The sequence below is a fragment of the Pseudobacter sp. genome, from assembly GCF_051955275.1.
Classification (GTDB): Bacteria; Bacteroidota; Bacteroidia; order Chitinophagales; family Chitinophagaceae; genus Pseudobacter.
Genome location: NZ_JBQCGW010000286.1, coordinates 1 through 14882, shown reverse-complemented (window position 1 = coordinate 14882; position 14882 = coordinate 1). Strand labels below are relative to the sequence as shown.

Annotated in this window: 14 protein-coding genes; 7 read left to right on the top strand and 7 right to left on the bottom strand. The window is 49.5% G+C overall.

What is annotated here, in order from left to right; genetic code table 11:
• Positions 1-29: 29 nt before the first annotated feature.
• From ACTHMC_RS25065 to rpmB, 5 genes are all read right to left on the bottom strand, one after another.
• Complete coding sequence (locus tag ACTHMC_RS25065) at positions 30-443, bottom strand: EVE domain-containing protein (protein WP_440417477.1); 414 nt, start codon at positions 441-443, stop codon at positions 30-32.
• 382 nt (positions 444-825) lie between these two features.
• Positions 826-1791 carry a signal recognition particle-docking protein FtsY gene (gene ftsY / locus ACTHMC_RS25060; protein ID WP_440417475.1) on the bottom strand — a complete coding sequence of 322 codons (966 nt, stop codon included), beginning with the start codon at positions 1789-1791 and terminating at the stop codon, positions 826-828.
• Positions 1792-1871: 80 nt separating this feature from the next.
• On the bottom strand, positions 1872-2045 hold the full coding sequence (locus tag ACTHMC_RS25055) for a DUF4295 family protein (protein WP_440417473.1): 174 nt from the start codon (positions 2043-2045) through the stop codon (positions 1872-1874).
• Between the two features lie 17 nt (positions 2046-2062).
• A complete protein-coding gene (gene rpmG, locus ACTHMC_RS25050) occupies positions 2063-2245 on the bottom strand; it encodes a 50S ribosomal protein L33 (protein WP_440417472.1) in 183 nt (60 codons plus the stop codon).
• Positions 2246-2278: 33 nt separating this feature from the next.
• The gene (rpmB, locus tag ACTHMC_RS25045; RefSeq protein WP_440417471.1) at positions 2279-2515 is read right to left on the bottom strand and encodes a 50S ribosomal protein L28; all 237 of its coding nucleotides are present in this window, start codon (positions 2513-2515) and stop codon (positions 2279-2281) included.
• 273 nt (positions 2516-2788) lie between these two features.
• Between rpmB and ppk1 the strand changes: the two genes are divergently transcribed.
• The 7 genes from ppk1 to ACTHMC_RS25010 all read left to right on the top strand — a co-directional run bounded on the left by ppk1 (position 2789) and on the right by ACTHMC_RS25010 (position 13752).
• Entirely contained in the window at positions 2789-4906 is a 2118-nt protein-coding gene (ppk1, locus tag ACTHMC_RS25040; protein ID WP_440417469.1) for a polyphosphate kinase 1, read from the top strand.
• A gap of 6 nt (positions 4907-4912) precedes the next feature.
• Positions 4913-5821: a Ppx/GppA phosphatase family protein gene (locus tag ACTHMC_RS25035; RefSeq protein WP_440417468.1), complete on the top strand. Its 909-nt coding sequence runs from the start codon at positions 4913-4915 to the stop codon at positions 5819-5821.
• A gap of 127 nt (positions 5822-5948) precedes the next feature.
• On the top strand, positions 5949-6767 hold the full coding sequence (gene panB / locus ACTHMC_RS25030) for a 3-methyl-2-oxobutanoate hydroxymethyltransferase (protein WP_440417466.1): 819 nt from the start codon (positions 5949-5951) through the stop codon (positions 6765-6767).
• A gap of 801 nt (positions 6768-7568) precedes the next feature.
• Positions 7569-9095, top strand: a complete 1527-nt coding sequence (gene amaB, locus ACTHMC_RS25025) for an L-piperidine-6-carboxylate dehydrogenase (protein ID WP_440417464.1) — start codon at positions 7569-7571, stop codon at positions 9093-9095.
• Between the two features lie 313 nt (positions 9096-9408).
• Positions 9409-10977 carry an OmpA family protein gene (locus ACTHMC_RS25020; protein ID WP_440417462.1) on the top strand — a complete coding sequence of 523 codons (1569 nt, stop codon included), beginning with the start codon at positions 9409-9411 and terminating at the stop codon, positions 10975-10977.
• A 263-nt stretch (positions 10978-11240) separates the two neighbouring features.
• Complete coding sequence (locus ACTHMC_RS25015) at positions 11241-12941, top strand: S8 family peptidase (protein WP_440417460.1); 1701 nt, start codon at positions 11241-11243, stop codon at positions 12939-12941.
• Between the two features lie 172 nt (positions 12942-13113).
• The gene (locus ACTHMC_RS25010; protein WP_440417458.1) at positions 13114-13752 is read left to right on the top strand and encodes a DinB family protein; all 639 of its coding nucleotides are present in this window, start codon (positions 13114-13116) and stop codon (positions 13750-13752) included.
• Positions 13753-13883: 131 nt separating this feature from the next.
• Here the strand turns inward: ACTHMC_RS25010 and ACTHMC_RS25005 are convergent, their stop codons facing one another.
• Together ACTHMC_RS25005 and ACTHMC_RS25000 are read right to left on the bottom strand one after the other, a co-directional pair.
• Positions 13884-14651, bottom strand: coding sequence for a Rossmann-like and DUF2520 domain-containing protein (locus tag ACTHMC_RS25005; protein WP_440417456.1), 768 nt, complete (start codon positions 14649-14651; stop codon positions 13884-13886).
• Between the two features lie 17 nt (positions 14652-14668).
• Positions 14669-14882 (bottom strand): protein-L-isoaspartate O-methyltransferase family protein (locus ACTHMC_RS25000; protein WP_440417454.1); only part of this gene is annotated, 214 nt, incomplete at its 5' end.

Sequence of the window (14882 nt, the reverse complement as noted above, 5' to 3'; positions counted from 1 at the left end):
TGTAACCCGGAAGGTCTGTTAAAAGGTATTTAACCCTTGTCGCCCGCCATGGTCAGGATCTGTTTCCATTCCTGCGGGGTAACCGGGGTAACGGAAAGCCTGCTTAATTTGAGGAGCGCCATGGAAGCCAGTTTGGGCTCGGCTTTGATCTGTTTGAGTGTAACGGGATTGGCTAAGCGCTTTACCGGCTCCAGGTCAACCACCACCCATGCATCTTCATCGGTGGTGGGATCCTGGTAAGATTCTTTGATCACGCGGGCAATGCCTACGATCTCCAGTCCTTCATTACTATGGTAGAAGAACACCTCGTCGCCCTTCTTCATATCCCTGAGAAAATTACGGGCGGCATAATTGCGCACACCGTCCCAGAAGGTTTTTTTATCCTTCACAAATTGATCCCATGAATACTTGAAAGGTTCAGATTTAACCAGCCAGTGCGCCATATAACAGAAATTGCGGTAATGAAATGAATGAGCAGCAAATGTACAGTGAAAAATATTTATACTTTCAAAATCCGGAATCTGCCGCCTCACGTACATTGTTCAGTTACAGTACAGGCCAGTCTCCCCTCCCGGCCTGAAATTCCCAACCATCGTTCCCGTTTAAAGGCTCAGTCAAAATCATTTACGCGATTCAACCCGTTATTCACCTGATCGATCATGTGGTGTTACCCAGGAGCTAAAAAGGCTCACTAACGAAGACTGGCTTTTGCCAGTCTTCCTTTTTTCGGTTATATATTACTGTTAGTAAGCATTCACCGAAGGGCATTAAAAAACCTGTGCGGGCTGATATACCGGCACAGGTCTTACTTATCAAGAGGGATTCTTATTTGTTTTCGATATTGAAGAGGCTGTCAACAAACTCATGTTTGTCGAATACCAGCAGGTCTTCCATCTTCTCACCTACCCCGATGAATTTCACAGGGATCCTGAACTGGTTGGCGATGGCCAGTACCACGCCACCCTTGGCAGTGCCATCGAGCTTGGTGATGGCAAGGGCAGATACATCCGTGGCGGCCGTAAAATGTTTGGCCTGCTCCAGGGCGTTCTGTCCGGTTGATCCATCCAGTACCAGCAGCACTTCATGGGGGGCTTCGGGTATATGTTTCTGCACCACGCGCTTTATCTTGCTGAGCTCGTCCATAAGGTGTGCCTTGTTGTGAAGGCGGCCTGCGGTATCGATGATCACCACATCGGCTCCTCTGGCTACCCCGGCCTGAACGGTATCGAAGGCAACGGAAGCAGGATCGGAGCCCATGGGCTGTTTGACGATGGGAACACCCACGCGCTCGCTCCAGATAGTGAGCTGGTCAACCGCTGCGGCGCGGAATGTATCGGCAGCGCCCAGCAGTACCGACTTACCGGCTTTCTTGAAATTGTAAGCCAGCTTGCCGATGGTGGTGGTCTTACCCACACCATTCACACCTACTACCAGGATCACATAAGGTTTGGCGGGCATTTCAGAGCTGAAGGTATAGGAAGAAGCCTGGTCGGCATCCACCAGAACGGCTTCGATCTCCTCCTGCAGCAGCCTGTTGAGCTCGCCGGTATTGAGGTATTTATCTTTGGCTACCCGCTTTTCAATGCGGCTGATGATCTGAACGGTTGTGTCGATACCCACGTCTGCACTCACAAGTGCTTCTTCCAGATTATCCAGCACTTCATCATCTACTGAACTTTTGCCAGCAATTGCCTTGGTAATCTTTGACAGGAATCCTTCCTTGGTCTTTTGCAGACCCTGGTCCAGCGACTCCTTTTCTTTCTTACCGAATAGTTTTCCGAAAAAACCCATAGTCAGAATTTGTGCAAATATAAAATACAAAAAGCCGTCCTCGCCGGAGAACAGCTTTTAATATTGTACTTACTATCCACTTATTTTTTAGCCATGTAGTCCTTGATCTTGTCCTTGTGAACGATGGCCTCTTTGAAAGTATAGGCACCGGTCTTCGGACTGCGAACAGCACGGATCACTTTGGTATAGTTCTTCGCTTCAGCTGAAGCTTTCGCATCTTTAACCTTCGCGTTTTTAGAAGCTGCTTTTGCCATGATTATTTAGTTGAAGATTATTTAATCTCTTTGTGCACCGTAACCTTCTTCAGGATCGGGTTGAACTTCTTGAGCTCCATACGCTCAGGATTGTTCTTTTTGTTTTTTTGTGTGATATACCGGCTGGTTCCGGGCTGACCGCTGGTCTTGTGCTCGGTACATTCCAGAATCACCTGTACCCTGTTACCTTTCTTTGCCATATATGTACATTGAAAATTTGACTAATTGATTGATTAGATCTTCTCTCCTCTTGCTCTCAGTTCTTTCACTACACTGTACAGACCATTCTTGTTGATGGTGCGGATAGCTTCGGTAGACAGCTTTAAGGTGATCCACTTTTCTTCTTCGGGCAGGTAATAACGTTTCACTTGCAGGTTTGGTAAAAACCGGCGCTTTGTCTTGATATTTGAATGTGATACACGGTTTCCGGTTACCGGAACTTTACCTGTCACCTGACATACTCTTGCCATGACTTGAAAAATTTAGGACGGCGAAGGTCGGTAAATGCTGTTAATTATCAAAAAGAAAATGGTGATTTTTCAAATAAAGGTTATCAACAATGTTGATAACCGGTCCTTTTTAATCATTTAACTCCCGGCGCCAAAGCTGCAAATGTACGGATTATCCCGGAAAAGGGAATCTTATTTGCATGATTCTTAACCCGATAATTAATAATTACTTAATTTAAAGTTCATTTCAGGTGTGTCAACTTTGAGATAAAACCGCCTGACCCAATGCAGTACATGAAACGAAAAACCATTGCCAGGGATATCAGCTGGCTCAGCTTTAACTCAAGGGTGCTTCAGGAAGCGGCCGATCCCACCGTGCCACTGCGCGAAAGGATCAAATTCCTGGGTATCTTCTCCAATAATCTCGACGAATTCTTCCGCGTTCGCGTAGCCACCCTCAAAAGAATGGCCGAGCTCGGCAGAAAGATCAAGAATATGCACCTGGAAGCCGCCCCGGGTAAGATCCTCGACGAGATCCAGCAGATCGTGCTGGAACAGCAGACCTCCTTCAATACCATCTGGGAAAGCGTCCGCCGCGAACTGGAAAAGGAAAAGATCTTCCTGATCAACGAAAAACAGCTGAATAAGGAGCAACAGAAATTTGTACAGACCTATTTCGAGGAAGAGGTCCGTTCCAATATCATCCCCATCATGGTGGAAAACCTTCCGCAACTACCCTACCTGCGGGAAAAATCATTGTACCTGGGCGTAGTGCTCAGCCGCCGCGATCAGAGCCTCCGCCGCAAGTACTCCCTCATTGAAGTGCCCTCCAAATCTGTGGGCCGCTTCTGCAAACTGCCCTCCCCCGACGGAGAGCAGCATATCATTCTCCTGGAAGACGTGATCCGCTTCAACCTGAAAAGCATCTTCTCTTATTTTGGATACGACCGGTTCGGATCCTGGGTGTTCAAGATCACCAAGGATGCGGAGATCGACCTGGACAATGACGTGAGCACCACCATGATCCAGAAGATCGAAAAAGGACTGCGCAACCGCCGCAAAGGCAAGCCCGTGCGCTTTGTGTACGATAAGGAAATGGACGATGGCCTGCTCGATTTCCTCATCCGTAAACTCAATCTCAGTCGCAAGGAGAGCGTGATACCCGGCGGCCGCATCCATAATTTCAGGCATTTCATGGACTTCCCCGATGTGTTCTCCAAAAAGAGCCAGCGGAAGAAGCCCTTCCAGCACCAGCTGCTCAAGAATACCATGCGGGTGACCGACGTGATCCTGGAAAAGGATATCATGCTCAATTTCCCCTACCACTCTTTCAACCCGGTGATCGACCTGCTCCGCGAAGCGGCCATCGATCCGGAAGTGACCGCCATCAAGATCACTGCCTACCGCCTCGCTTCCAACTCAAAGGTGATCAATGCCCTCATCAATGCCGTCCGCAACGGCAAACAGGTAACGGTGATGTTAGAACTCCGCGCCCGCTTTGATGAAGAAGCCAACCTGGAATGGAAGGAAAGACTGGAGGAAGAAGGCGTGAAAGTGCTCATCGGCGTACCTAACATGAAGGTGCATGCGAAGCTGCTGATGATCAAGAAACGCGTGAACAACCACACCATCCACTACGGTTTTGTGAGTACGGGCAACCTCAATGAAAAGACCAGTACCGTGTACGGGGATCACTGTCTGCTTACTTCAGACCGTTTCATCATGGCCGATGTGAACCGCATCTTCAATTACCTGGAAAATCCGAAGGACGGCGCTAAATTCCTGAAGGCCTGCAAAACACTGATCCCATGCCCTACCAGCCTGCGCCGCGAGCTGTACAAACTGATCAATAAAGAGATCAGGAATGCCCGCGCCAAAAAGCCGGCTTCCATCATACTCAAAATGAACTCGCTCTCCGATGAAGACCTGATCGAGCGATTGTATAATGCCGCAAAGTCCGGTGTGGAGATCCGCCTGGTGATCCGTGGCATCTTCTGCATGTATTCAGAGAGCCTCAAATTCAAGAAACAGGTGAAGGCCGTGAGCATCGTGGACGAGTACCTGGAACATGCCCGGGTATTTATTTTCCACAACGGCGGCGATGAAAAGGTATATATTTCCTCTGCAGACTGGATGGTGCGTAACCTGGATCACCGTGTGGAAGCCACTTGTCCCATTCTTGACGACAAGATAAAGCGGGTGTTGAAAAATATACTGGAAATTCAATTGAGAGATAATGTAAAAGCCAGAATTTTGGACAATGAACTGAGCAACCGGTATGCGCGCGACAGAAAGCAGAAGAAGGTCCGGAGCCAGGTAGAGATTTATCAATATTTACATCAAAAAACCATCGTCCACGCAGATCCTTCGCATTCCTCCAACGCGGAAGCACTGGCTGCAAGTGATGCATAATTACCCATGAGACTGGCGGCTATCGATATAGGAAGCAATGCAGCGCGTTTACTGATCTCCGATGTATTTCATGCGGACAACGGGAAACCTGAGTTCCAGAAGATCAACCTCGTGAGAGTGCCGCTCCGCCTTGGTTTTGATGTATTTGAAAAAAAGTCCATCTCTCCCGAAAAAGAATCGATGATCCTCAGCACCATCAAGGCATACAAACTCCTGCTGGATGCTTATGGCGTGGGGCTGCAACACCTGAGGGCCGCTGCCACTTCCGCCATGCGGGATGCCGACAATGGCGTACAGATCCTCGAACGCGTGAAGGAGGAAACGGGGATCGATATCGATATCATCACCGGTGATACCGAAGCCACCCTCATTTATGAGAACCATGTGGCTGAAAAAATGGATAAAGAACATACCTATCTCTATATCGATGTAGGCGGTGGCAGCACCGAGCTTTCCTTCTTCGCCGAAGGCAAGCTCAAATTCCGCAACAGTTTCAATATCGGAACCATCCGCCTGCTCAAACGCCAGGTGGAGGAATCGCACTGGGATGAGATGAAGGATGCCGTCCGCCGCGAGACCCGCGGCCATACTGACGATATCATTGCTATCGGCTCCGGCGGTAATATCAACAAGATCTTCTCCCTTTCCAAGCGGAAGGAAGGCAAGCCGCTCACGTTCGACATGCTGAAAGACTATTACAAGGAGTTCAGCAGTTTCTCCGTTCAGGAGCGCCAACGTCTTTATAAACTGCGGGAAGACCGCGCAGATGTGATCGTGCCGGCCCTCCAGATCTATGTGAACATCATGAGATGGGCCAATATCAAAGAAATTTACGTGCCCAAGATCGGCCTGGCAGATGGTCTGATCCAGCATCTTTACGAGGAACTGGTGAAAAGCCGGCAGGCTATTTTCTGATCCCTTGTTTTCCCGAAATCCCTACCTTCGCCAATCTTTATTAACGAACTGCGAGGAGCATTATGAATGTGTTTTATTCTAATGCAGAGCCATATTCCCTCCCGCTCAGCGCTAAAAACTCCAGTTTATGTCGTCAGTCAGCAAAGAAATCAAACGTATTACCACCAACACGCTGCAAAAGATGAAATCACAGGGCGAGAAGATCTCCATGCTCACCGCCTACGATTTTTCCTTTGCCCGCCTCTTTGATGCCGCCAATATCGATGTGATCCTGGTGGGCGACTCCGCCTCCAATGTGATGGCCGGTCATGAAACCACCCTGCCCATCACGCTGGACCAGATGATCTATCACGCTTCCTCCGTGATCCGCGGTGTTTCCCGCTCCCTGGTAGTGGTAGACCTTCCCTTCGGTTGCTACCAGGGCAATTCCAAGGAAGCACTGATCTCGGCCGTCCGCATCATGAAGGAAACCGGCGCCCATGCCGTTAAACTCGAAGGCGGGGAAGAGATCCTCGAATCCGTAAAACGCATTGTGGCTGCAGGCATCCCTGTAATGGGCCACCTGGGCCTCACTCCCCAGTCCATCTATAAATTCGGTACCTATACCGTACGAGCACGCGAAGAAGCGGAAGCCACCAAACTGCGCGCAGACGCCAAACTGCTGGAACAGGCAGGTTGCTTTGCCACTGTTCTGGAGAAGATCCCCGCACAGCTCGCAAAGGAAGTTTCTGAAAGCCTTGTCATCCCTACCATCGGTATCGGTGCGGGAAAGCATTGCGATGGCCAGGTGCTGGTAATGCATGATATGCTGGGTATCAATAACGAATTCAAGCCGAGATTCCTCAGGCAATACCTCAATCTCGCCGATCAAATCACGGGGGCGGTGCAGCATTATATTAAGGATGTGAAGGCGAATGAGTTTCCGAATGATCAGGAGCAATATTAGGTTTTTGGGGGGGCGGCAAAGGGTTGTGGTTTTCCTGCTGTAAATCTGCCAAACAGCCTGGAATGCATATGGGCTATGGATTTGAGGGATTAAGCAAGGGAATATGAATTGAGCTGTGGGGCAACAGATTTGAAGGCCGTCATCCCACAACTCTTTGCCTTACTCTCTGAGATATTGCAGCAGGCTGTTTACCGGAGATTCAAGGCGCCCACATCTTTTGTTAATGCTGGTTAAAAATCAAAGGGGGTAACCTTCATGGGAGCCATTATTATCCGTTGCTGCGGTGCTTGAATCATCAATACCCTAAGTAGCAATTTGACATACCATCCACGCGCAATGATCTGTATTGCACAATCCCTTTTATATTTATATTGATAAAGGTTGTGGCCAATGATACGCTGCCCCTAAAACTCATGCCCCACTGCACCTGCTTCATTTCGCTGACGCACTCTTTACCCCCCCTCCCTCCCCCCAGATTTTGGATGGCGTGTTATCGGGTATCCGGTGACGCACCTTCAACGTGCCTGGCCCTGGAGGATATGCAGGAGCAGCCTTCAAATCTGTTGTCCCGCAGCTACATCAGCGCTACAAAAGCCCCATCCCTCAAATCCATAGCCCATATGCATTCCAGGCTGTTTGGCAGATTTACAGCCGTCCCTGCATATCCCCCAGGGCCCCCGAGCCCCTGAAGTCCCAACAGCCAAGATAATCCAACAATCACTCCCACTTAACACTCATCCATCAATCCCGAACATATACCATCTCAATTTGTTATAAATTCGCATCCTTAAACGCATTCTCATGTTAGACTTTCTCGCATCCCTCAAAATAAAACAAATCAACTCCGGCGCCGCCACCGGCCAGCAATGGCTGACCGCCAACGGCGACAAAATCGACTCCTACTCCCCCGTTGACGGCAAGTTGATCGGGTCTGTGCAAGCGGCAGACCGCCAGAATTATGATGAAGTGATCGCTAAAGCGGAGGCTGCCTTCCAGGAATGGCGTAAATGGCCCGCTCCCCGCCGTGGTGAAGTGGTACGCCAGATCGGCGAGGCACTGCGCATGTACAAAGAGCCGCTGGGCAAGCTGGTTTCCTATGAAATGGGAAAGAGCCTGCAGGAAGGTTATGGAGAGGTGCAGGAGATGATCGATATCTGTGATTTTGCGGTTGGGCTGAGCCGTCAGCTGCATGGCCTGACCATGCACAGCGAGCGCCCCATGCACAGGATGTATGAGCAATACCATCCGCTCGGACTGGTAGGGATTATCTCTGCATTCAATTTCCCGGTAGCGGTTTGGAGCTGGAACACCATGCTGGCATGGGTTTGCGGCGATGTGTGTATCTGGAAGCCGTCTGAAAAGACCCCTCTTTGTGCTATTGCATGTCAGCATATAATAGCAGAAGTATTTGCAAAGAACAATGTACCGGAAGGCGTTTGCGGATTGCTGGTTGGCGGTCGTGAGATCGGCGAATGGATGAGTGCCGATGCACGTATTCCCCTGGTGTCTGCTACCGGTTCAACGCGTATGGGCAAGGCCGTTGGTGCGGCAGTGGGTGTAAGACTGGGCAGGGCGCTGCTGGAACTGGGTGGTAACAATGCCATCATCGTTTCAAAGGATGCCGACCTGGATATCGCTATCCGCGGTGCAGTGTTTGGTGCGGTGGGTACAGCCGGACAAAGATGTACCACTACCAGGAGGCTGATTGTTCATGAGAGCGTATATGATGCGGTGAAAACCAAGTTGGTGGCAGCCTACAAGCAGCTGGTGATCGGAGATCCGCTGAATGAGAAGAACCATGTGGGACCGTTGATCGATCAGGATGCCGTGAAAATGTATCTTTCGGCTATTGAAGCCTGTAAGAAAGAAGGCGGCAGCTTTGTAGTGGAAGGCGGTGTGCTGGAAGGCGCAGGTTTTGAAAGTGGTTGTTATGTGAAACCGGCCATTGCGGAAGCAAAACCTGAATATGCTATCGTGCAGCATGAGACCTTTGCTCCTATCCTCTACTTATTAAAGTATTCCACTATAGAAGAAGCCATCGCTATTCAGAATGGGGTGCCTCAGGGACTGAGCTCCAGTATCATGACGCTCAATCTTCGCGAAGCGGAACAATTCCTGTCGGCAGCCGGCAGTGATTGTGGTATTGCCAACGTGAATATCGGTACATCAGGTGCTGAGATCGGTGGTGCTTTTGGTGGTGAGAAAGAAACAGGCGGCGGACGCGAGAGCGGAAGCGATGCATGGAAAGCGTATATGCGCAGACAGACAAATACCATCAACTATTCCACGCAATTGCCGTTGGCCCAGGGCATTAAGTTTGATCTTTAAATATATATGCCGGCATACGAACTGTGATGCACAATCGATCAGAGAAAATGATCGTTATAAAGCACCACCGGATGTATGCCGGCTTCTTTTTGTTGATAATTGTTACTTTCTACTCTTTTCCTTCTTCCCCATAAAATAAGATTGGCCTCCAAAGCGTTAAGGACCATTGGAAATCCTATATCGGTTTGAAACGGCCAAACTATACTAACTAACCCCTGCCCCAGTAAGGCAAACTGCATGCCAAATGCACAACAGTTAACTAGTCTGGAAGGTTTCTGTCGATCCTGACCTTATACAAGACAAAATTTTGCAGATGAAAAAACTGTTTACACTGCTGTGCATTACTATGCTCACTTCTGTATCATTTGGCCAGCTCCGCCTGGCTTTGGCAGGAGGCCCTCACCAATCCAAGATCCTGGAGAGCAACAATCTTCCGGGATGGGATAACTACACTAAACCTGGTTATTCCGGTCGCGCCGGCTTCAACGTTGGCGTACTGGCTGAATTCCCGATCAGCGAAAACAAACGCTGGAATATTCAGCCCGGGATCTTTTACATGACCAAGGGCAGGAAGTTCTCCCGCACATACGATACAGCCTCCGTCCAAACAGACAGCCTCTCGCTCAAACAATCTTTCTTCCCTAATTACATCGACATTCCGGTGAATATCACCTATAAGTTGCCGTTAGGAAGGAAGACCAACTTTTTTGTGAGTGCCGGTCCTTATATCGGATTCTTTTATACCGGAAAGGAAGGCACGGAAACCAGGCTGCTGGAACAGAACAATTCGGTCCGCCTGAAGAAAAGCGAACAACCCATTGAATCAGGAAATGCAACCTGGAAAGTAAAGACCATCGATTATGGTGTGAATGCGAGAGCCGGCCTGGAGTTCGGAAGCGTGTTCGTATCTGCCTTCATGAGCCAGGGCCTGAACAATTTCTATACGGCCCCTTACGATGGTAAATTCAATAACCAGGTAATGGGCGCTACCCTGGGTATCTGGCTGAGCAAGCCGCCGATCTTCCAGGGCAAACCCAAGGATAAAGACAATGACGGTATCATCGATAAGGACGATGCCTGTCCACTTGAGCCCGGAACCCTCGCCGCTGGCGGTTGTCCGGACAGGGATGGAGATGGCGTTGCCGATAAAGTTGATAAATGCCCGGATGTTCCCGGTCTGAAAAAATACAATGGCTGTCCTCCTCCTGACGCTGATGGCGACGGCATCCCTGATGATCAGGACAGATGTCCGGATGTTCCCGGCAAACAGAAATATGGCGGCTGCCCCATTCCGGATTCCGACAGGGATGGTGTGAACGATGAAGAGGACAAATGTCCTACCCTGGCTGGTAGCCCTGAGAACAACGGTTGCCCGCTGCTGGATACCGATAAGGATGGCATTCCAGACAAGGAAGATAAATGCCCTACCCTTGCCGGTCCGAAAGGCAGCAACGGCTGCCCTGAGATCAGGAAAGACCTGATCGATAAAGTGAACTATGTGGCCAGGCAGATCTACTTTGAGAACGGAAGTGAGAAACTGACCCCGTCTTCGCTCAAAGCCCTGAACGATGTGGTGGAGATCATGAACACCAATCCGCACCTGGTGATGGCGATCGACGGACATACCGATAATACCGGGAATGCACAGCGAAACCTGAACCTGAGCGCCAAGCGCGCCAATGCGGTAAAACAGTTCCTGGTGCAGAAAGGCATTAATCACCTGCGACTGGATGCAAGCGGATTTGGTCAGACCAAGCCGATTGCCGACAACAAAACGGAGGCAGGAAGAGCTAATAACCGCCGCGTGGAGCTCAGACTGGCAAGCGACTGGGGCTATATCCGCCCGTCAGCTGCCTGGAAGGCCAGCGCCGCCAGCAGATAAGTATTTCCCCTTAACCCGCCATAATTAACAACTGCAAACAGGGTGAACCGCTGAAATGGTTCACCCTTTTGCTCTTTACAGGTGTTTGCCTTTCATGTAGTTTACTGCGCGGGTGAGCGCATTTTATCTACTTTTAGTTCTGTAACACTGACAGGTTGAAAATTAACGTTAAAGGAGCGCGAAAAAAAGGGATATTTGTACCTTCTGACAACCGGAACGTTCATTACCTCCATCTGTTAGATATTGCAAATAAAACAATAACAATGATGAAATTGGGAAAGACTATGGGGCTTACTTCGGCCCTTATGATCTCTGGTATGCTTGCCATTGGTCAGCAGCAAGAAGGAGCTAAACAGGGTACCGTGCCAAAAGGCTGGCACCTGCTCGACAAAACGAAAGACGGATACAGTGGAATCAGCCTCGAAAAGGCATATGAGTTCGTAAAGTCAAAGAACCTGAAAAGCAAACCCGTACTGGTAGCCGTGATCGACTCCGGTATCGACACGCTTCATGAAGACCTGAAAGAAGTGCTGTGGGTGAATCCCAAAGAAATCCCCGGCAACGGTATCGATGACGACAAGAACGGTTATATCGATGACGTACATGGATGGAACTTCCTCGGTTCAAAAGACGGCCGCAACCTGAAACAGGACAGTTACGAAGGCGCCCGCGTTTATCATAAATTCAAAGCTAAATTTGAGAAGGTAGATCCTACCACCCTTACCGGTGAGGACGCTGAAAACTATAAGATGTGGGCTAAAGCCAAAGAGAAGATCGAAGGTGATAACAGCGGCGGCGCAGACCTGTCGATGCTCAAGGGAGCCCTCAAAAATGCAGAAAGAAGCGACAGCATCATCCGTGCCGGTATGAAGAAAGATGTGTACACCGGTAATGAACTGGATACCTTCACTGCCACTACCACCGCTGAAAAAAGCGCCAAAGGCGGATTCCTCTACCTGTTCAAGGCCAACAAAATGATGGAGACCACCAACAAGGAATTCATCGAAGGCTTCGGCGAATATGTGAACAGCGAGGTGAAGAAAGCAGAAGCAAAGGACAAAGCGCCTGAGAACTTCCGCGCTGCCATCACCGGCGACAATGAAGACGATATCAATGACAAATATTATGGTAATGGCGACGTAATGGCCAATACTCCTTTCCACGGTACACACGTAGCCGGTATCATCGGCGCTGTTCGTAACAATGGCAAAGGCATGGACGGTGTTGCTGACAATGTTCGTATCATGGCTGTTCGCGCAGTACCTGACGGCGATGAGCACGACAAGGATATTGCACTGGCTATCCGCTATGCAGTTGACAACGGCGCTCAGATCATCAACATGAGCTTTGGAAAAGACTATTCCCCCAATAAGAAATGGGTGGACGAAGCCGTTCAGTACGCAGCTTCCAAAGGTGTTCTGCTGGTTCACGCGGCCGGTAACGACGCTAAAGACGTAGATACAAAAGACAATTTCCCCAGCCCTACCTTCCAGAGTGGTAAAGGCAAAGCTGAAAACTGGATCACAGTAGGCGCCAGCGGTGATGATGCTGCAGGTGGCCTCACAGCTTCCTTCTCCAACTACGGAAAAACGCAGGTTGACGTATTTGCTCCAGGTGTGAAGATCTACTCTACCATCCCCGGCGGTACTACTTACGGCGATGCACAGGGTACCAGCATGGCTTCCCCTGTAGTGGCCGGTATTGCTGCATTCCTGAAATCATACTTCCCCAAACTCACTCCTGCTCAGCTTAAATACTGTATCGAAAAATCAGCCCAGGTTCCTGCCGAAAAAGTAAGGAAACCAGGCACTGATGAAATGGTAAGTATGAATGAGCTTTCAGTAACAGGCGGTCTGGTGAACGTTTATGAAGCGGCTAAGATTGCAGCCACCCTGCAAGGCGCAGCAGCTCCTGAAAAGAAGAAAAGCAACGTGAAACCCACGATGAAGAACAAGAAAGGGTAATAAGTTACCTGTATCAAATAATAATGGGGCTGACCACACAAAGGTCAGCCCCATTTCATTTCGCAGTGCCCGGTCGCTCACGTCCCCGGTAATTTAATAACAATAGCATTCGAAAGAGTTACGTAAATTACCTGTCCGTCTCCTCCACCATTCTGTCATTTAAAATAAATATATGGTCCGCGAAAATCTTCAGATCCCTCCATCGATGCATGGTTATGTCAGCCTCGTGAAAGAAACAGATCCGATTAAAGGGATCACCCGGAATACCAAACAATTCAGGAAACTGCTAAATGATATCCCGAAGAAAAAAGCTGATTACGCCTATGCTCCGGGCAAGTGGACGTTAAAGGAAATGCTGCAGCATATCATAGATGCCGAGCGTGTGTTTGCATTCCGTGCTTTGCATATCGCGCGTAAGGATATTAATCCCCTGCCGGGTTTTGATGAGAATATGTGGGCTGATAATTCGCTCGCCGGAAAACGCAAATGGAAAGAGCTGGTGAATGAATTCTTTGTGCTGAGAAATGCCAATGAAATACTCTTCTCCACGCTGGATGAGCAGCAACTGCTGTACCATGGTATTGCCAATAACAGCCCTGTAAGTGTGGCCACGCTTGCCTTTGTGACTGCCGGCCATTTGCAGCATCATATGAATATCATCAGGGAAAGATATTTGCAGCCCTACCCTGCTGTGATAAAGGAGAAGAAAGTAAAGGAGGGAAAAAAGAAAAAGGACAAGCCGCAGGCTGGCGCTTTGAAGAAAGATATCGGCTACGCCGCTCCCGGCAAAACAGCAAGGAAAAAGAAATAACGGAGTGTGCCAGTCGCTCTCCTCCGGCGGGTGATTGCTAATTTCGTCGCCTCCCGGCTACAAGGTGTTCGCCAGAGGCGAACCAATATAAGTAACTCGCGGGGACGTGGGCTAATGGCCGCTGCGAATGCTTATTTGTACATGTTTTGAATGCTGTTACTCAGCGCAGCATACAGTTGTTGCAACTCCGGAAATTGCTGTAACAGTTGAAGATGTTTCTCTATAGTGTTCTGATCATGCCGGACAGCCGGTCCGGTCTGTACATCTTTCGGGGAAGCATACTGGATGCGGTTAGCCACTTCGCTGATCAATGGCAGTAACATTCTGAAATCAGTTCCCTCCTTTTTACAATACGCTTCGGCCAATGCATACAGGTGATTGGTGAAATTGCTGACGATCACGGCGGCTACGTGTAGTCGTAACCGTTGGTCGTCATCTGCCTGTTGTACTTTAGTCGATACGGTCTTTGCGATCGACTTCAATGTTTCAATACCTGCTTCAGTATTGGCATCTACCAGGAATGGAATGTCCGGTGCATCGCCTCTTTCTGTGCGCAGGCTTTGCACCGGATAGAGCACACCATAGTTGGTGCTGCTTCCGGAAAGTACTTCTCTGGATACGGAGCCGGCGGTGTGCACCAGCATCCTGTTGCCCAATTGCAGACCTGCTGCAAGGGAAGCCACTGCCGAATCGGAAACGGCGATCACATACAGGTCCGCACCCATGTTCACTTCGGCCAGATCACTGATGCCCGCTGCATTGCAGCGTTTTGCCAGTGTTGCTGCCTTTTGGGCGTCGCGGCCATAGACCTGGAGGATCCGGTGGCCTTCCTCTGCAAAGAGCAGGCTCAGTACAGTGGCTGCATTGCCGGTCCCGAAAATTACCAGTTGCTTGCGCATGTATAATTATATAGCTGTTATCCGTTTTTGCCGTCGAGCATGGGAACGAAGGAGAAGTTCTCGAACACTTCCTGTATGATGCTGCCATCAGCTTTTTTGGTCAGTCGCATCATCTGCTGCACATCGCCTGCTCCTACGGGGATCACCATTTTACCGCCGGGTTTCAGTTGTTCTACCAGTTTTGGGGGAATGAACGGCGCTGCTGCAGTGATGATCACTTTATCGAAGGGC

What these genes read in the sequence shown, in the direction of transcription:
- ACTHMC_RS25065 (WP_440417477.1), bottom strand. Translation starts at nt 443, where the DNA reads ATGGCGCACTGGCTGGTTAAATCTGAACCTTTCAAGTATTCATGGGAT.
- ftsY (WP_440417475.1), bottom strand. Translation starts at nt 1,791, where the DNA reads ATGGGTTTTTTCGGAAAACTATTCGGTAAGAAAGAAAAGGAGTCGCTG.
- ACTHMC_RS25055 (WP_440417473.1), bottom strand. Translation starts at nt 2,045, where the DNA reads ATGGCAAAAGCAGCTTCTAAAAACGCGAAGGTTAAAGATGCGAAAGCT.
- rpmG (WP_440417472.1), bottom strand. Translation starts at nt 2,245, where the DNA reads ATGGCAAAGAAAGGTAACAGGGTACAGGTGATTCTGGAATGTACCGAG.
- rpmB (WP_440417471.1), bottom strand. Translation starts at nt 2,515, where the DNA reads ATGGCAAGAGTATGTCAGGTGACAGGTAAAGTTCCGGTAACCGGAAAC.
- ppk1 (WP_440417469.1), top strand. Translation starts at nt 2,789, where the DNA reads ATGAAACGAAAAACCATTGCCAGGGATATCAGCTGGCTCAGCTTTAAC.
- ACTHMC_RS25035 (WP_440417468.1), top strand. Translation starts at nt 4,913, where the DNA reads ATGAGACTGGCGGCTATCGATATAGGAAGCAATGCAGCGCGTTTACTG.
- panB (WP_440417466.1), top strand. Translation starts at nt 5,949, where the DNA reads ATGTCGTCAGTCAGCAAAGAAATCAAACGTATTACCACCAACACGCTG.
- amaB (WP_440417464.1), top strand. Translation starts at nt 7,569, where the DNA reads ATGTTAGACTTTCTCGCATCCCTCAAAATAAAACAAATCAACTCCGGC.
- ACTHMC_RS25020 (WP_440417462.1), top strand. Translation starts at nt 9,409, where the DNA reads ATGAAAAAACTGTTTACACTGCTGTGCATTACTATGCTCACTTCTGTA.
- ACTHMC_RS25015 (WP_440417460.1), top strand. Translation starts at nt 11,241, where the DNA reads ATGATGAAATTGGGAAAGACTATGGGGCTTACTTCGGCCCTTATGATC.
- ACTHMC_RS25010 (WP_440417458.1), top strand. Translation starts at nt 13,114, where the DNA reads ATGGTCCGCGAAAATCTTCAGATCCCTCCATCGATGCATGGTTATGTC.
- ACTHMC_RS25005 (WP_440417456.1), bottom strand. Translation starts at nt 14,651, where the DNA reads ATGCGCAAGCAACTGGTAATTTTCGGGACCGGCAATGCAGCCACTGTA.